Genomic DNA, 15471 nt, shown 5'->3' on the forward strand with positions numbered 1-15471 from the left:
TCGACGGCTGAGGTGCCCGGCGATCGGGCGGCCCCCACCGCCGAGCTGCCCGGCGTCGACCGTCGGGCCACCGGGCACGACGGCGCGCGCCTCGACCCCGGCCAGTCCAACGGCCATGGTGGCGTCCGCCTGGACGGGGACCGCCCGCCGGACGGGAGCCGGCCCGACGACGCCGGTGCGGGCGGCGAGGAGGTGCTGGCCGGGCTGCGCAGGCAGGCGCGGCAGCTGATCGCGGAGCTGACCGGCCCGGTGCGCCGGATCCGGCTGCGCAGCGGGCCGACGGTGCTGGAGGTGGAGTGGCACCCCGGCGAGGTGGCGCGACCGGACGTACCGCCGCCGCCGGACGAGGCCGTGGCCGCACCGCCTGCCGCGCCGGTGCCCGGCCCGCCGGCGGCGCTGATCAGGCCACCGGTGCCCGGGCACGCCGCGGTGCGGGCGCCGATCGTCGGCACCTTCTACCGGGCCCCGGAACCCGGCGCGGCGCCGTTCGTCGCGGTGGGCGACCTGGTCCGACCGGGTCAGCCGGTCGCCATCGTCGAGGCGATGAAGCTGATGAACGAGGTGGCCGCCGACCGCGCCGGCCGGGTGGTCGCGATCCTCGTCGAGGACGGCCAGCCGGTGGAGTACGACCAGCCGCTGGTCGAGCTGGATCCGACGTGACGGCGCGGGGTGAGTGAGCGATGTTCGAGACCGTGCTGATCGCCAACCGGGGCGAGATCGCGCTGCGGGTGCTCCGGGCCTGCCGGGAACTCGGCGTCCGGACGGCGGTGGTCTACTCCGCCGCGGACACCGATTCGGCGGCGGTCCGCCTCGCCGACCAGGCGGTCCGGATCGGGCCGGCGTCGAGCCGGCGCAGCTACCTCAACGCCGCCGCCATCGTGGAGGCGGCCCGGCAGGTGGGTGCGCAGGCCGTGCACCCCGGCTACGGCTTCCTCTCCGAGGACGCCGACTTCGCCGAGATCTGCGCGGACAACGGGCTGACCTTCATCGGCCCGCCGCCGGCGGTGATGGCGGCGCTGGCCGACAAGTCCTCGGCCCGGGCCCTGATGAGCCGGGCGGGCCTGCCGCTGCCGGCGGGCAGCGTCCAGCCGGTGCCGACCGCCGCGGCGGCGGCCGAGGTGGCCGGCGCCATCGGCTACCCGGTCATCGTGAAGGCCGCCGCCGGGGGTGGCGGCCGGGGGATGACCGTGGTGCGCACGCCGGGCGAGCTGGCCCGGGCGTACGCCCGCACGCGGGCCGCGGCGCAGGCCGCCTTCGGCGACGACCGGGTGTACGTCGAGCGGTACCTGACCGAGGCCCGGCACGTGGAGGTGCAGGTGCTCTGCGACGGGCATGGCAACGGGGTGCACCTGGGCACCCGGGACTGCTCGGTGCAGCGCCGGCACCAGAAGCTGGTCGAGGAGGCACCCGCGCCGGCGCTGCCCGCCAGCACACTCGACGCCATCGCGGAGACCGCGCTGCGGGGCGCGCTGGAGGTCGGCTTCGTCGGCGCCGGCACGCTCGAGTTCCTCGTCGACGGGGAGGAACGGTTCCACTTCCTGGAGATCAACTGTCGGATCCAGGTGGAGCATCCGGTCACCGAGATGGTCACCGGGGTGGACCTGGTGCACGAGCAGCTGCACATCGCCGCCGGGGTGCCGCTGCGCTGGCGGCAGGAGGAGATCCGCCTGCACGGCGTCGCGGTGGAGTGCCGGGTCAACACCGAGGACCCGGAGCGCGGCTTCGTTCCCACCCCCGGCCGGCTGGAGCGGTTCACCCCGCCCGGCGGCCCGTTCACCCGGGTGGACACCCACGCCCGTGCCGGCTACCTGGTCGGCCCCTGGTACGACTCGCTGCTGGCCAAGGTGGTGGTCTGGGCGCCCGACCGGGAGCTGGCGCTCAACCGGCTGGAGCGCGCCCTGGAGGAGTTCGACATCGCCGGGCCGGGCGTGCGCACCACCATCCCGTTCGTCCGGCGGGTGCTCGACGACGCCGCGTTCCGCAAGGGCCGCTACACCACCGGCCTGGTCGACCGTCTGCTCGCCGCGCCGCCCGAGCCGGCGCCCGCGCAGCGGCCGACCCCCACACCGCGCCCCGCGCCCGCCGCGGAGCCCGACGTATCCCACAGGAGGACCCGATGACCGTCACCCATGGTCGCCCGTTGACCGCCGAGATCACCGACATCCTGGTGGCGCACTGCGGGCTGGACGCCGACGCCGCGGCCCGGGCGCCCGCCGCGTCGCTGGAGGAACTGGGCATGGACTCGCTCGCACTGCTGGAGCTTTCGGCGGTCGTCGCCGACCGGTGGCAGGTGAGCATCCCGGAGCAGTCCGGGCAGCTGAGCATCCCGGCCGTGGCCGACCTGGTCGCCCGCCGCGCCGATCCGCCCGGGCACACCGAGAACGGCGTGCTCGTCGACGCGCCGCTGGCGCTGGTCTGGGAGATCACCAACGACGTGGCGAACTGGACCGAGCTGTTCACCGAGTACGCCGTGGTGGAGATCCTGCACCGCGACGGGCACACCGTGCGGTTCCGGCTCACCATGCATCCCGACGAGAACGGGGTGCGGTGGAGCTGGGTCAGTGAACGCACGGCCGACCCGGTGAGCCGGCAGGTCCGGGCGCACCGGGTGGAGACCGGGCCGTTCGAGTACATGCGGATCCACTGGCGCTACAGCGAGGAGGAGGGCGGCACCCGGATGATCTGGGTGCAGGACTTCGCCATGAAGCCGACGGCGCCGGTCGACAACGCCGCGATGACCGAACGGATCAACACCAACAGCGTCATCCAACTCGGGGTGATCAAGGACCGGGTCGAGCGTATCGCGCGGCAGCGCGCCGAGCTGGGCCGTCCGGCAGCTGGCGACGAGCCGACGGAGGCCGGCGATGAGTGACCTGAGCACCCGACCGGTCGCCGCCCGGGACGTACCGGCCGACCGGCGGCGCGGCGGTGAGCTGCGGGTGCTGCTCGGCCCCCGCACCGTCGGCAGCACCTCCGGCTTCCTCGGGGTGGCCACGCTCGCGCCGGGGGAGCGGATCGCCGAGCACTACCACCCGTACAGCGAGGAGTTCCTGTACGTGGCCCGCGGCGCGATCACGGTCGACCTGGACGACCAGCCGACGCTGCTGGCCACGGGCGAGGCGCTGTTCGTGCCGGTCAACGTGCGGCACCGGCTGCGCAACACCGGGGTCGAACCAGCCGAGGTGGTCTTCCACCTGGGCCCGCTGGCCCCCCGGCCGGAGCTGGGGCACGTCGACACGGAACTCGTCGAGCAGCGGGGCGGGGCGTGACCGGGCGCCGCACGGTGGTGACCGGCGTCGGGGTGGTCGCCCCCGGCGGCGCCAGCCGGGACCGCTTCTGGAAGACCATCACCGAGGGGCGTACCGCCACCCGGCGGATCAGCTTCTTCGACCCGTCGGCGTTCCGCTCGCAGATCGCCGCCGAGTGCGACTTCGATCCGGTCGCCGCCGGGCTCACCGAGGCCGAGCGGCGCCGGGCCGACCGGTACGTGCAGTTCGCGCTGGCCTGCTCCGCCGAGGCGGTCGCCGACGCCGGCCTGGTGCTCACCGACGCCGAGCGGGACCGGGCCGGGGTGGTGCTCGGCACCGCCGTGGGCGGCACCATGGCCCTGGAGCAGGAGTACGTGACGGTCAGCGAGCACGGCCGGCACTGGCTGGTCGACGCGGCGCGCGGCGGTGCGTACCTCTACCAGGCCCTGGTGCCCAGCAGCCTGGCCGCCGACGTGGCCTGCCGGCACGGGCTGCACGGCCCGGCGCAGGTCGTCTCCACCGGCTGCACCTCCGGCATCGACGCCATCGGTTACGCCCACCAGATGATCGCGGACGGTGAGGCCGACGTGGTGCTGGCCGGCGCGGCCGACTCGCCGATCTCGCCGGTCACCGTCGCCTCGTTCGACGCGATCAAGGCGACCAGCCCGGACAACGACGACCCGGCGCACGCCTCGCGCCCGTTCGACGCCGACCGGCACGGGTTCGTGCTGGCCGAGGGTGCGGCGGTGCTGGTGCTGGAGGAGGCCGGGCGCGCCCGGCGCCGTGGCGCGCACGTCTACTGCGAGGTCGCCGGCTACGCGAGCCGCAGCAACGGCTACCACATGACCGGGCTGCGCCCGGACGGGCTGGAGATGGGGCTGGCCGTCACCGACGCGCTCAAGCAGGGACGAATCGCCCCCGAGCAGGTCTCCTACATCAGCGCGCACGGCTCGGGCACCCGGCAGAACGACCGGCACGAGACGGCCGCGTTCAAGCGGGCGCTGGGCCAGGCCGCGTACCGGGTGCCGATCAGCTCGATCAAGTCGATGGTCGGGCACTCGCTCGGCGCGATCGGCTCGATCGAGATGGCCGCCTGCGCGCTGGCCATCGAGTTCGGCGTGGTGCCGCCGACGGCGAACTGGGCCACGCGGGACCCGGAGTGCGACCTGGACTACGTGCCGAACGAGGCACGGGAGGTCCCGGTGGACGTGGCGCTCTCGGTGGGCAGCGGCTTCGGCGGCTTCCAGTCCGCGATGGTGTTCCGCCGGCTGCCCGCCGCGGCGGTGCCGCGGTGAACGCCCGGGCGGTGGTGACCGGCATCGGCGTCGTCGCGCCCAGCGGTGTCGGCGCGGACGCGCACTGGCGCACCGTGCTGGCCGGCACCCGGCGGACCGGGCCGATCACCCTGTTCGACCCGTCCGGCTACCCGACCCGTTTCGGCGGGGAGGTGCCCGACTTCACCGCCGACGGGTACGCCGACAACCGGCAGTTGGTGCAGACCGACCGGTGGACGCATCTCGGCTTCGCCGCCACCCGGTTGGCGCTGGCCGACGCCGGGCTGCCGGAGCGGGCTCCCGACCCGTACGGCTATGCGGTGACCCTGGCCAGCTCGTCCGGGGGCAACCTGTTCGGCCAGCGGGAGCTGCAACGGCTCTGGGGCGGCTCGTCGCGCACCGTCGGGGCGTACCAGTCGATCGCCTGGTTCTACGCGGCCAGCGTCGGGCAACTCTCCATCCACCACCAGTTCAAGGGCCCGAGCGGGGTGCTGGTCGCGGAGACGGCCGGCGGGCTGGACAGCCTGGCCCACGCCGCCCGGGCGGTGCGCCGGGGCACGCCGGTGGTTATCGCCGGAGCCACCGAGTGCCCGCTGAGCCCGTACGCGCTGGCCTGCCAGCTGCGCTCGGGGCTGCTCAGTGACGTCGCCGACCCGGAGCGGGCGTACCGGCCGTTCGACGTCGCGGCCAGCGGCTACCTGCCCGCCGAGGGGGGCGCGGTGTTCGTGGTGGAGGAGCTGGGGCACGCGCTGGCGCGGGGCGCGCGGATCTACGGCGAGGTGAGCGGCTGGGGCGCGACCCACGACGCCGCGCACACGACGGCGGACAGCGCCGGCGACCCGGCCCAGTACGCCCGGGCGATGCGGCTGGCCCTGGACCGGGCCGGCGTCGCGGCGGCCGGGATCGACGTGGTGCTGCCCGACGCGCTCGGCGTACCCCGCTACGACCGCAGCGAGGCCGAGGCGCTGCGCGCCGTGTTCGCCGACCGGCCGCCTCCGGTCACCATCCAGAAGCCGCTGACGGGGCGGGCGTACCAGGGCGGGTCGGCGCTGGACGTGGCCACCGCACTGCTCGCCTTCGCGCACGACACGTTGCCCGCCTCCGCCGGCCCGGACGAGGTGGCCGACGGGTGCGAGCTGGACTTCCTCCGTGAACACCGCCGGCCGCGCAGCCGGCTGGCGCTGGTCTGCGCGCGGGGCTTCGACGGGTTCAACAGCGCGCTGGTCCTGCGCGGGGCCGCGCCGATGAGGGGAGAGGCGTCATGATCGAGCAGCGGGCCCGGGTGGTCTTCCTGGTGCGGGTGCCGGTGCCGCGCACCGAGCAGTTCCTCGCCGCGTACGAGGCGGTCCGGCACCTGGTTGCCAACGGGGTGCCGGGGCACCTGGTCGACCAGGTCTGTCGCTCGTCGACGGACCCAGAGCAGTGGCTGATCACCAGTGAGTGGGCGAGCCTGGCCGATTTCGAGAGCTGGGAGCGCAGTCCTGAGCACCGGGACCTGGTGCGCCCGATGCGGGAGTGCTTCACCGACGCCCGCTCGCTGCGCTTCCACATCCACGCCGAGACCCCCACCCCAGTCCTGGCTCCGGCGCCGCCGGGATGAGCGCGCTCGGCCGTGGCCGCGATGTGTGGCGCGGCGTCCGCCGCTGCGTCAACCGGCGGTGACACCCTGTCGACATACGCGGCCGATCCTGCCCGTCGAACAGCCTGCCGGCAATCCTGCCAGTCGTCAGTTCGATCCAGCCACTTGCATCTGGCAATGTCTTCGGCAGGCGCCGTATGGTTCCCCGCAACATCCTGGCAGGCGTACGTGAGGGTCTCGACGCTGGGTGGTGATCGGCAGTGGCGGCAGAGAGTCCAACGGCGACGGACCCCGGACCGACGGGCGAGGTTCCGTTCATCAGGCACCCGCCGGCCACCTGGCGCGCCGGGGCGGCGGCGATCCCGCGCCCGCGCGACCGGTCGCCCCGTACCACCACCGGCACAGTGGTCCGCTCGGCAGCCACGCCGCCCTCGGCAGCCACGCCGTGACCGGCCCGCTGCACCGGGTCGACGACCCGGCCCCGACCGCCCGGCGGGCGACAGCCTGCCCGGCCGGTCGCTCAGCCGGTCAGGCTGACCTCGGCCAGGTAGACGCAGGTCCGCTCCTCGTGGGAGGAGTAGTAGCTGACCCACAGCAGGTCGTCGTGCCAGACCAGGCCGGGGTAGCTGGTGTCGCCGCCGGAGGGCAGCGCGACCAGTTCGGTCAGCTCGCCCCGCTCCGGGTCCACCGCACAGACCGCCGTGCGCACCTCGCCGTCGAGCAGGCGCAGCCCAGCTAGCAGCCGCCCGTCGGGGAGCCGCAGCAGTGCCGGCCCGCCGACCTGGACACCCAGGTCGATCCAGCTCCAGTCCCGGTACGGCGGGCAGGCGCGGCCGAGCTGCGCGGTGGCGTCGTCACCATCGCGGCGCAGCAGGCAGATGGCGCTGCCGTCCGGGTCGAAGACCAGCCCCGACTCGTTGGGGTAGCCGCCCTCGAAGAGCGTCGGCACCCAGGGCTGGAGGTCGATGCCGTTCCCGCTGCGGTAGAGCCGGGCGAACCGCGGCTCACAGGTGGCGTAGCCGACGCCGTACATCGCGCCGTCGTGCCAGGCGGCCCGCCACACCCAGACGCCCGGCTCGCCGACCGGGGCAGGTTCGCCCCAGGAGTGCCCGTCCGCGGAGAGCCAGGTCATCGTCTGGAACGCCTTGGTGGTCTCGCCGGTGGCCGCCACCGCCAGCAGCTGTAGCCGCCCGTCGGGCCGCAGGACGAAGCGCGGGTCGCGCAGGTCAGCCCCGGCCCGGCGGACGACCGTCGCGGATGTCCACGACCGCCCGTCGGGGGAGGTCAGCACCCGGATCACGCCGTCCGCGGAGAGGTGGGTCCGGGCCTCCCGGAAGACGCAGAACCAGCTCCCGGCGTACCGGACCAGGTCGGTGAAGGCGCTGTGCGGCGCGCTGTCGCCGATCCGGTGGACGGCGGTGACCTCGGCGGTGGTGCGGCGGGTGGATGACGACGTCATGCGCGGCAGCCTCCTGGCGGTGGGGGGAGTGCGGGACGTTCCGGGCGCCGGCCAGTGCCCGGTCCCCGCTCCGGGTGCCGGGCGGTGCTCCGGACCCGCGCCGACCGTCCGGCCGGCCGGACGGGCCCGGGGCGGGGGGACGACAGCCGACGCTAGCCGCCCCAGCCGACGCCCGCACGGCCACGGGACGAACGCGCGACGAACTCCCCGGCCGGGTGTGGCTCGCACTGTCGGATTGATATCGCCCGTGTGACGGCGTCGGCCCGCTGGGGCGGGTTGATGGCGCCGGCCGGTCACGATTGCGGTGGGCCGGCGTCGTGGCGATGCGGGCCTGACCTGGGCAGATGCCTGTGACGCGCACGATCGCCGGTGCTCGGATCGGCATCCGGTGTGCGCGCCGGGCCGGTTGCGTCGGTTGGGGAGGTGGCGTCGGTGCTCAGCTCGTTCCTCCAGACCATGGCGACCAAGTTGGTCGAGGAGATCCTCAAGCGACTGGTCGAGTGGCTCGCACCGAAGGCGTTGCGGTCCGTGCCACACCGCGCCACGCCGAACTGCCCGCGCTGCGGCGGGTACGGCGTGGCCCGCTGGGCGCCCGGCGGGGTGCGGGCGGTCTTCGTGCTGTCCCTGCTGGCCTTCACGTGGGGCTTCGCCGGCATCCTGCTCGGCGTGCCCGCGGTGGTGTTGACAGTGGTCGGTGGGGTGTTGTCGGACGGTCTCGGCGCGATGCTGCCCGCCCTGCTCGCGCTGCTGGGTCTGCCGGTCTCGGCCACCGTGATGATCGCGGGAGCGCTCGGGCTGGCCTATTACCACAGCTACCCGCCGAAACGGTGCAACCGTTGCCGTGGCAGCTGGCCGCGCCGAGAGCGCGACGAGTACCTGCGGGCGGCCCGGCCGGTGTTCACCTGTGGTTGCGGTCAGCGGCTACGGGTGCCCGGGGCCGCCGGGGCGCGGCTGCGCTGCCCACGTTGCGCCACCGAACACGCGACCCCGGCCCCGGCCGGCCGTTGACTTGGAGCCGATCAGCGTGCCGTCCAGGTCGACGACGATCGCGTGCGTCTGCTGCATCCCGCCGAGCTAGCCGCCGGCCGGCTCCTGCTGGGCGCGGTGGGCGGTGGCGAGCCGCTTGGGGGCGCGGGCGTACCACGCCTCGGTGATCACCTCGGTCAGCTCGGGCACACCGATCCGGTCGAGCCGGACCAGCACCGCCGGGTAGCCCTCGAAGTGCGGGGTGGTGAAGTAGACCGACGGGTCGTCGGCGAGCAGGGCCTCCTTGACGCCGAGGTCGGGCACCTGGACGCCGAGGATCGGCCCGTCGGGCGCGGCGGTGCCGAGGGCGGCCAGGTCGGCCCGTCGCAGCGGCCTCTCCCAGACGAACGCCTTGTCCCGCACCCGCCAGGCGGGCAGCCCGTCGTACGAGGCCCGCTCGGTGGTCTCGGGCAGTGCGAGCGCGATCCGGCGGACGTCCTCCCAGCTGGCCATGTCCACACCGTACGGGGGGTCAGCGGGCCACGGTGTGCTCGGCGAGCAGTTGGTCGAGCACGTGTCGGGCTTCGGCCGGTGCCCGCCCGAGCGTGGGCCAGGGGGGTTGTCCCAGCCGTCGACCTCCACCGCGCGTACCGGCAGCTCGGCCCAGTGCGGGAGCTGGTCGGCGACCAGGCGGCGGACCAGCGCCTCGTCGATCCGGCCGGCCACCGCGTCGTCGGTGTCGGGTACGTCGGGCCCGCTCGGCGTGCTGACACACCGCGTTCATCGGATGGCAAAGCGCGACGACCCGCGTGCCGCCGTCCTGCGTGGACGGTCATAATGGGGTGCATGGTTGCCTGGGAGTACGCCCTGCTCGTCCGCCGCTATCAGGGGCAGGGCCGCAATTTTCACGTCTCGTTCGTCTGGTACGCGCCGGACGGTTCCCGCAGGGACATCACCGCCTTCGGTGACACCGCCATCGCGCACCTCAATCGGGTCGGCCGGGAGGGCTGGGAACTGGTCTCCGCCGGGGAGGACGTGAACAACGTCCAGGGCAGCACCGAAGTCCACCGCTACCACCTCAAGCGCCCCCTGGCCTGAGGCCGACCGACGTTACCGGCGCCGGTCCGGCCGGTCGAGCGCGATACCTCTGAGTCATCGATATGACTCAGAGGTATCGTGCTCGTCCGTCCGCGCTGAGCGGGCGGCCCGGCGGGTGGCCCGCCTCAGCGTCAGGCCAGGTCGATGGCGGGGTAGAGCGGGTGCGGGGCCAGCAGGTCGGTGGCCTGGCGGGCGATCTTGTCGGCGAGGGCCGGGTCGAGGGTGTACTTGGCCTTCGAGGGGGTGCCGTCGGCGTTGGCGCCGGCCGTGGTCTGGGTGAGCACGGTGTGCATCAGCTCCGCGGTCTGGTCCATCTCCGCGGCGCCCAGGCCCCGGGTGGTCAGAGCCGGGGTGCCGACCCGGATGCCGGAGGTGTACCACGCGCCGTTCGGGTCCTGTGGGACCGAGTTTCGGTTGGTGACGATGCCCGAGTCCAGCAGCGCCTGCTCGGCCTGCCGGCCGGTGAGCCCGTAGCCGGACACGTCGATCAGCAACAGGTGGTTGTCGGTGCCGCCGGTGACCAGCTTCGCGCCCCGGCTCAGCAGCCCCTCCGCGAGGGCCTGCGCGTTGTCCACGATCCGCTGGGCGTAGTCGGCGAAGTCGGGACGGCGGGCCTCGGCCAGCGCGACCGCCTTGGCGGCCATCACGTGCGGCAGCGGGCCACCGAGCACCATCGGGCAACCCCGGTCCACCTGGTCGGCCAGCTCCGGCTGGCAGAGCACCATGCCGCCGCGCGGCCCGCGCAGCGACTTGTGCGTGGTGGTGGTGACGATGTGCGCGTGCGGCACCGGGTCGAAGTCGCCGGTGAACACCTTGCCGGCCACCAGGCCGGCGAAGTGCGCCATGTCGACCATGAAGGTGGCGCCGACCGAGTCGGCGATCTCCCGCAGGATCCGGAAGTTCACCTTCCGGGGGTACGCCGAGTAGCCGCCGACCAGGATGAGCGGCTTGAACTCGCGGGCCGCCTCGGCCACCCGGTCGTAGTCGATCAGACCGGTCGCCGGGTCGGTGCCGTAGCTGCGCTGGTCGAACATCTTGCCGGAGATGTTCGGCCGGAAGCCGTGGGTGAGGTGGCCGCCGGCGTCCAGCGACATGCCGAGCATCCGCTGGTTGCCCAGCTCGCGGCGCAGCGCGAACCAGTCGGCCTCGGTGAGGTCGTTGACCTGGCGCACCTGCGCCTTCTTCAGCGCGGGGGACTCCACCCGGTCGGCCAGCACCGCCCAGAACGCGACCAGGTTGGCGTCGATGCCCGAGTGCGGCTGCACGTAGGCGTGCGCCGCGCCGAACAGCTCGCGGGCGTGCTCGGCGGCGAGCGCCTCGACGGTGTCGACGTTCTGGCAACCGGCGTAGAAGCGGCGCCCGACGGTGCCCTCGGCGTACTTGTCGCTGAACCAGTTGCCCATCGCCAGCAGGGTCGCCGGGGAGGCGTAGTTCTCGCTGGCGATGAGCTTGAGAGACTCCCGCTGATCGGTCAGCTCGGCGCCGATGGCGTCGGCCACCCGCGGCTCGACAGCCCGGATCACCTCAAGGGCACTCCGGAATGCGGTGGACTCGGCGTTGCGCGACATGCGACCTCCTACAGACGTGCGGAAGGCCCAGGCGCTCGGCAAACGTCCTCGTGACGGGGCCGCTCCCCGATGGTTCTCCATCCCCACGCGCCAGTAACGGCCCGCGCCGATCCTACCGGGCCGACCCGGGCCCGCCCCGGCCGACCTCGCGACGCGACCCGCCGGGGTGGTTGGGCGGTCCGTGGTGGGGCACACGGTACGAGGCGGGTCACCGCAGCGGGTGCGACCGCCGCCCGAACGAGAGGAGCCACCCTTCATGACCACACCGACCACCGAGCGGCCGCTCGCCGTGGTGACCGGGGCGTCCAGCGGGATCGGGTACGAGCTGGCCGTGCAGTTCGCCGAGCACGGCTTAGACCTTCTCATCGCCGCCGAGGACGACGGCATCACGGCGGCGGCGGAGAAGCTGCGACGCGACGGCGGCCCGCAGGTCCAGCCGGTCCGCGTCGACCTGGCCCGCGAACAGGGCGTGGAGGAGCTGGTGTCGGCCGTCGCCGCGACCGGGCGCCCGATCGGGGCCCTGGCGCTGAACGCGGGCCGGGGTGCCGGCGGGTCCTTCGTCGGCGGCACCGACCTGCGTGACGAGCTCGAGATCGTCGACCTGAACGTGCGCTCGACGGTGCACCTGGCCAAGCGGCTGCTGCCGGGAATGGTCGAGCGGGGCGCGGGTCGGGTGCTGTTCACCTCGTCGATCGCCTCCACGATGCCCGGGCCGTTCCAGGCGGTCTACAACGCGTCGAAGTCGTTCGTGCAGTCCTTCGCCGAGGCGCTGCGCAACGAGCTGAAGGACAACGGCGTCACGGTGACCTCGCTGATGCCCGGTCCGACCGACACCGAGTTCTTCGACCGGGCCGACATGCAGGACACCCGCGTGGGCTCCGCAAAGAAGGACGACCCGGCGAAGGTCGCCGCGCAGGGCTTCGCCGCGTTGATGAAGGGCGACCAGACGGTCACCGTGGGTTCGCTGATGAACAAGGTGCAGACCGCGGCCGGCAAGATCGTCCCGGACAAGCTCAAGTCCGAGCAGCACCGCCGGATGGCCGAGCCGGGCTCGGGCGACTGAGCGCGGTGCCGCCCCGAGCGGGGTGGCGTACGACGAAGGGCCCGGCAACGCGCCGGGCCCTTCGTCGTACGCGGGGTGGTTCAGGCGGTCACCGCGTCGATCGCCTTCTTGATCGCCTTCGGCTCGCCGGGGGTACGCGGCGCGTCCGCGCGCAGTGCGAGCATCTTCTCGCCGATCTCCTGGAGCTGCTTGCGGCCCAGTGCCTCGCGCACCTTGGGGAACCACTCCTGCTCCTCCTCCTCGACGTGGTGGGTGACGTTCTCGATCAGCACCGTCGTCTTGGCGTTGAAGCGCTCGTCCTCGGCGTCCATGCTGGCCAGCTCGAAGCAGAGCAGGTCCGCCACGTGGTGCTCCTCGTACGACTCGAGGATGTCGTCCTCCAGGTCGGGCAGGAGCCGGCGGATCTCCGGGTACATCACCTCGTTCTCCAGGTAGGTGTGCACGGTCAGCGCCTCCAGGATCTGGCCCACCAGCTTCTGCCGCTGGCTCGCCGGCCCCTCCTCGGCATCCTGGAAAGCCTTGAACAGGCGGCGCATCTCCTTGTGGTCCTCTTTGAGCAGGACGATGGCATCGGTCGACACCGGCATGACCTCCCTGGATCTCGTCTGGTGTCGATCCGGTACCCCGGTGGTGAACTGCGGAAACAGGTTGAATACGCCGGAATCGACCGGTCAGACGGTGGCCAGGGTGCGGGGGATCTCGTCGAGCAGTTCGCGGGCCAGGAAGCCGATCCGGCCGTACCGGGGGATGAGCCGCTGGCCGCTCACCGCGTGCGCGAACGCGCCCCAGCAGGCGGCCTGCGCCGGCTCCGCGCGCCGGGAGAGCAGCCCGGCCAGCAGCCCGGCGAGCACGTCCCCGCTGCCGGAGGTGCCCAGCCCGGCGTCGCCGCTCTCCTCGCGCCAGCGCCGCCCGTCCGGGGTGGCCACGTGCCCGTACAGCGAGACGACCGCCTCGTACCGGGCGGCCAGTACGGCCGCCTCGGCGTCCAGGTCGTCGGCGGGGTCCCGGCCGAGCAGGTGCCCGGCCTCGGTGACGTTCGGGGTCAGCACCACGGGCCGCCCCGAGCCGACCAGCAGGTCCGGCTCGTGGCTGAGCGCGCCCAGCGCGTACGCGTCGAGCACCAGCGGGGTGCGCGGCCCCGCCGCGTCCAGGACCAGGCTCAGCAGCTGGCGCGTCTCGTCGATTCCCTTCAGCCCCGGACCCAGGGCCACCACGTCGGCGTGACCGATCAACTCGCCGAGCTGGCCGTCCCCGTCCGCGCCGACCGCGCCGGTCGGGGTCTCCGGCAGCCCGATCACCAGCGCCTCGGGCACCTGGACGCTCAGCGTGGCAGCGGTGGACCCGGCGGCGGTGAGCTGGAGCACGCCCGCGCCGGCGCGCAACGCGGCGACCCCGGCGAGCAGCACCGCCCCGGGGGTGAAGCGGGAGCCGCCGACCACCAGCACGGTGCCCCGGCTCTCCTTGCCGCCGGCCGGGACCGGCAGCGCCCAGTCCCGCAGCAGCCCAGGCGTGATCACCTTCACCTCAGACCGGCTCGGCATGGACCTCGTCCTCCGTGGTTGGCTGGGCGCCCTGCTGGCGCAGGTGGCCGACCTCGTTGAACCCGCCGGGCGTCAGCCGATCCTCGCTGTCGGCCGACCAGTGGGTGATCGAGCAGTTGGCGATCACGTGTTCGCGGGTCAGCGCCATCAGTTCCGGCTCGGTCAGGCCCTCCACCAGGTAGCGCAGCAGGAAGACGAGGGCGTCGTGACCGAAGAGCAGCACCCGCTGACCGGCATGGTCCCGGCGCAGGTCGCCGAGGAGCGTCCGCAGCCGCAGCGCCACGTCGGTCCAGGACTCACCGCCGGGCGGTCGGTAGTAGAACTTGCCCAGCCGGGCCCGGCGCTCGGCCTCGTCCGGAAACCGCCGACGGACCCCGTGCCCGGTCAGCCCGTCGAGGATGCCCAGATCCCGGTCGCGCAGCCGCTCGTCCCGGCTCACCGGCACCCCGGTGGCGTGCAGTGCCAGCTCGGCCGTGGAGACCGCCCGCAGGTACGGCGAGACCACCGCCACGTCCGGGCGACGGTCCGCGGGCAGCCCGGCCAGCCAGCGACCGGTGGCCCGGGCCTGCTCCTCGCCGGTGGGGGAGAGCGGCACGTCGGCGTCCCGGTGGGTGAGCCCGATCAGGTCCGCACCCGAGGACTCGGCCTCGGTTGCCGCCACGTTCGCGGTGCTCTCGCCGTGTCGGATGATCCACAGGGTTGCCAGTTCGGCCATGCGGCACCCCTACCCGGCCCGTGTGCCCGGTAACCGCGCCATCATGCGGCACCGGCGACCCCGGTCGGCGCGTGAACCCGTGCCGGCCGGGTAAGCGTGGGCTTCACCGCGAGCCGACAGGGGAGGTGCGCCGTGGCAACAATGGTCAAGGAACAGACCAGCCCGGTGAAGGACAAGAACTACGACCTGATCCGGACGTTGCAGATGTCGCTGGAGAACGTGTACCGGATGGACACGTACATCTCCGACGCCGAGCAGCGTGGCGACAGTGAACTGGCCAACTGGTTCCGCATGATCCAGGAAAACAGCCGCAAGGCGGGCGAGCAGGGCAAGCAGATGCTGATGTCCCGGATGCAGCAGGAGAAGCGCTGACCGGGGCGAACGTCGTCTGTGCGAAGGCGGATGCCGGTCGCTGACCGGCATCCGCCGCGCTCACCTCCGCAGCACAGTGCCCCACCGTGAGGCAATCCCCTCGATACCCCCGGGACCGGTCCGGTTCAGGACAGCGCCGCAGGAGGTTGATGGGGAACAATGCCGTCCGGGGTGGCCGGGCCGCCCCGAGACGGAGGGGTGGGGCCGACGATGACGGTCGTCCGGGGTCTGCGCGAAGCTTTGCTGCTGTTCCTGATCGCCGCTGTTCTGGTCGCGGCCGCCGCGGCGGTCTGGGTGGCGGTCGACGGGGGTGACTACACCGGCCGACTGGGGATCGCGCTGATGGTGGTGGGCGCCCTGTTCGGAGTGACCGGCGACCTGACGCTGAGCCGGATCGGCATGCTGGGCCCGCGTGCCACCTTCGGGATCGCGCCGGAGCGCGAGGAGGCCGGCGGCGGGCGGGTGCTCACCGGGGTCGGCATCTTCCTGTTCGTCGGGTTGCCGCTGATTCTGGTCGGCGTCCTCCTGGTCACCTGACCGGGCCTGCCGCCCGGACGGCGGTCGACGGCGGGCCGGGCGGACACGCCC

The 15471-nt window shown here is 73.5% G+C and carries 18 protein-coding genes and 1 riboswitch; of the genes, 12 read left to right on the plus strand and 6 right to left on the minus strand.

Annotated elements, in window-relative coordinates; translation table 11 throughout:
• The first annotated feature begins 129 nt into the window (after nt 1-129).
• From accB to KBX63_RS03850, 7 genes are read left to right on the plus strand one after another with little or no spacing between them, the layout of a single operon-like run.
• Nucleotides 130-660 (plus strand): acetyl-CoA carboxylase biotin carboxyl carrier protein, encoded by a 531-nt coding sequence (accB, locus tag KBX63_RS03820; protein ID WP_374102183.1) that lies wholly within the window; start codon nt 130-132, stop codon nt 658-660.
• A 20-nt stretch (nt 661-680) separates the two neighbouring features.
• Nucleotides 681-2120, plus strand: a complete 1440-nt coding sequence (locus KBX63_RS03825; RefSeq protein WP_210908209.1) for an acetyl/propionyl/methylcrotonyl-CoA carboxylase subunit alpha — start codon at nt 681-683, stop codon at nt 2118-2120.
• Complete coding sequence (locus tag KBX63_RS03830) at nt 2117-2872, plus strand: SRPBCC family protein (protein WP_210908210.1); 756 nt, start codon at nt 2117-2119, stop codon at nt 2870-2872. Before KBX63_RS03825 ends, KBX63_RS03830 begins: the two co-directional genes overlap by 4 nt.
• The gene (locus KBX63_RS03835) at nt 2865-3269 is read left to right on the plus strand and encodes a cupin domain-containing protein (protein WP_210908212.1); all 405 of its coding nucleotides are present in this window, start codon (nt 2865-2867) and stop codon (nt 3267-3269) included. Before KBX63_RS03830 ends, KBX63_RS03835 begins: the two co-directional genes overlap by 8 nt.
• Nucleotides 3266-4543 (plus strand): beta-ketoacyl synthase, encoded by a 1278-nt coding sequence (locus KBX63_RS03840; RefSeq protein WP_210908214.1) that lies wholly within the window; start codon nt 3266-3268, stop codon nt 4541-4543. The genes KBX63_RS03835 and KBX63_RS03840 overlap by 4 nt, the downstream gene beginning before the upstream one ends.
• Nucleotides 4540-5787 (plus strand): beta-ketoacyl synthase N-terminal-like domain-containing protein, encoded by a 1248-nt coding sequence (locus KBX63_RS03845; protein ID WP_210908221.1) that lies wholly within the window; start codon nt 4540-4542, stop codon nt 5785-5787. Before KBX63_RS03840 ends, KBX63_RS03845 begins: the two co-directional genes overlap by 4 nt.
• Nucleotides 5784-6122: an antibiotic biosynthesis monooxygenase gene (locus tag KBX63_RS03850; protein WP_210908224.1), complete on the plus strand. Its 339-nt coding sequence runs from the start codon at nt 5784-5786 to the stop codon at nt 6120-6122. Before KBX63_RS03845 ends, KBX63_RS03850 begins: the two co-directional genes overlap by 4 nt.
• A gap of 499 nt (nt 6123-6621) precedes the next feature.
• Here KBX63_RS03850 and KBX63_RS03855 read toward each other — a convergent pair whose 3' ends face one another.
• Nucleotides 6622-7560: an exo-alpha-sialidase gene (locus KBX63_RS03855; RefSeq protein ID WP_210908225.1), complete on the minus strand. Its 939-nt coding sequence runs from the start codon at nt 7558-7560 to the stop codon at nt 6622-6624.
• 432 nt (nt 7561-7992) lie between these two features.
• On the opposite strand from KBX63_RS03855, the gene KBX63_RS03860 reads away from it, so the two are divergent.
• On the plus strand, nt 7993-8568 hold the full coding sequence (locus KBX63_RS03860; RefSeq protein ID WP_210908227.1) for a hypothetical protein: 576 nt from the start codon (nt 7993-7995) through the stop codon (nt 8566-8568).
• A 66-nt stretch (nt 8569-8634) separates the two neighbouring features.
• Here the strand turns inward: KBX63_RS03860 and KBX63_RS03865 are convergent, their stop codons facing one another.
• The gene (locus tag KBX63_RS03865; protein WP_307871600.1) at nt 8635-9252 is read right to left on the minus strand and encodes an MmcQ/YjbR family DNA-binding protein; all 618 of its coding nucleotides are present in this window, start codon (nt 9250-9252) and stop codon (nt 8635-8637) included.
• A gap of 111 nt (nt 9253-9363) precedes the next feature.
• Here KBX63_RS03865 and KBX63_RS03870 point away from each other — a divergent pair, with 111 nt between their 5' ends.
• Complete coding sequence (locus tag KBX63_RS03870; RefSeq protein ID WP_210908235.1) at nt 9364-9624, plus strand: hypothetical protein; 261 nt, start codon at nt 9364-9366, stop codon at nt 9622-9624.
• Between the two features lie 131 nt (nt 9625-9755).
• Here KBX63_RS03870 and KBX63_RS03875 read toward each other — a convergent pair whose 3' ends face one another.
• Nucleotides 9756-11192: a glycine hydroxymethyltransferase gene (locus tag KBX63_RS03875; RefSeq protein ID WP_210908237.1), complete on the minus strand. Its 1437-nt coding sequence runs from the start codon at nt 11190-11192 to the stop codon at nt 9756-9758.
• A gap of 18 nt (nt 11193-11210) precedes the next feature.
• A riboswitch (ZMP/ZTP riboswitch) is annotated at nt 11211-11300 on the minus strand.
• A gap of 148 nt (nt 11301-11448) precedes the next feature.
• Between KBX63_RS03875 and KBX63_RS03880 the strand changes: the two genes are divergently transcribed.
• Nucleotides 11449-12255 (plus strand): SDR family oxidoreductase, encoded by an 807-nt coding sequence (locus tag KBX63_RS03880; protein ID WP_210908239.1) that lies wholly within the window; start codon nt 11449-11451, stop codon nt 12253-12255.
• 80 nt (nt 12256-12335) lie between these two features.
• On the opposite strand, the gene KBX63_RS03885 is transcribed toward KBX63_RS03880, so the two are convergent.
• The 3 genes from KBX63_RS03885 to KBX63_RS03895 form a co-directional block, all read right to left on the minus strand.
• On the minus strand, nt 12336-12836 hold the full coding sequence (locus tag KBX63_RS03885; RefSeq protein ID WP_210908241.1) for a hemerythrin domain-containing protein: 501 nt from the start codon (nt 12834-12836) through the stop codon (nt 12336-12338).
• Between the two features lie 90 nt (nt 12837-12926).
• Entirely contained in the window at nt 12927-13796 is an 870-nt protein-coding gene (locus KBX63_RS03890) for an NAD(P)H-hydrate dehydratase (RefSeq protein ID WP_210908242.1), read from the minus strand.
• The gene (locus KBX63_RS03895) at nt 13780-14511 is read right to left on the minus strand and encodes a histidine phosphatase family protein (protein ID WP_210908244.1); all 732 of its coding nucleotides are present in this window, start codon (nt 14509-14511) and stop codon (nt 13780-13782) included. Before KBX63_RS03895 ends, KBX63_RS03890 begins: the two co-directional genes overlap by 17 nt.
• Nucleotides 14512-14652: 141 nt before the next feature.
• On the opposite strand from KBX63_RS03895, the gene KBX63_RS03900 reads away from it, so the two are divergent.
• Together KBX63_RS03900 and KBX63_RS03905 are read left to right on the plus strand one after the other, a co-directional pair.
• A complete protein-coding gene (locus tag KBX63_RS03900; protein ID WP_210908555.1) occupies nt 14653-14883 on the plus strand; it encodes a hypothetical protein in 231 nt (76 codons plus the stop codon).
• 210 nt (nt 14884-15093) lie between these two features.
• On the plus strand, nt 15094-15420 hold the full coding sequence (locus KBX63_RS03905) for a hypothetical protein (protein ID WP_210908251.1): 327 nt from the start codon (nt 15094-15096) through the stop codon (nt 15418-15420).
• The last annotated feature ends 51 nt before the right edge of the window (nt 15421-15471 follow it).

It is taken from the genome of Micromonospora sp. U21, assembly GCF_018070045.1.
Taxonomy (GTDB): Bacteria; Actinomycetota; Actinomycetes; order Mycobacteriales; family Micromonosporaceae; genus Micromonospora.

What these genes read in the sequence shown, in the direction of transcription:
- KBX63_RS03855 (WP_210908225.1), bottom strand. Translation starts at nt 7,560, where the DNA reads ATGACGTCGTCATCCACCCGCCGCACCACCGCCGAGGTCACCGCCGTC.
- KBX63_RS03835 (WP_210908212.1), top strand. Translation starts at nt 2,865, where the DNA reads ATGAGTGACCTGAGCACCCGACCGGTCGCCGCCCGGGACGTACCGGCC.
- KBX63_RS03895 (WP_210908244.1), bottom strand. Translation starts at nt 14,511, where the DNA reads ATGGCCGAACTGGCAACCCTGTGGATCATCCGACACGGCGAGAGCACC.
- KBX63_RS03830 (WP_210908210.1), top strand. Translation starts at nt 2,117, where the DNA reads ATGACCGTCACCCATGGTCGCCCGTTGACCGCCGAGATCACCGACATC.
- KBX63_RS03825 (WP_210908209.1), top strand. Translation starts at nt 681, where the DNA reads ATGTTCGAGACCGTGCTGATCGCCAACCGGGGCGAGATCGCGCTGCGG.
- KBX63_RS03880 (WP_210908239.1), top strand. Translation starts at nt 11,449, where the DNA reads ATGACCACACCGACCACCGAGCGGCCGCTCGCCGTGGTGACCGGGGCG.
- KBX63_RS03905 (WP_210908251.1), top strand. Translation starts at nt 15,094, where the DNA reads ATGACGGTCGTCCGGGGTCTGCGCGAAGCTTTGCTGCTGTTCCTGATC.
- KBX63_RS03900 (WP_210908555.1), top strand. Translation starts at nt 14,653, where the DNA reads ATGGTCAAGGAACAGACCAGCCCGGTGAAGGACAAGAACTACGACCTG.
- KBX63_RS03890 (WP_210908242.1), bottom strand. Translation starts at nt 13,796, where the DNA reads ATGCCGAGCCGGTCTGAGGTGAAGGTGATCACGCCTGGGCTGCTGCGG.
- KBX63_RS03875 (WP_210908237.1), bottom strand. Translation starts at nt 11,192, where the DNA reads ATGTCGCGCAACGCCGAGTCCACCGCATTCCGGAGTGCCCTTGAGGTG.
- KBX63_RS03850 (WP_210908224.1), top strand. Translation starts at nt 5,784, where the DNA reads ATGATCGAGCAGCGGGCCCGGGTGGTCTTCCTGGTGCGGGTGCCGGTG.
- KBX63_RS03870 (WP_210908235.1), top strand. Translation starts at nt 9,364, where the DNA reads ATGGGGTGCATGGTTGCCTGGGAGTACGCCCTGCTCGTCCGCCGCTAT.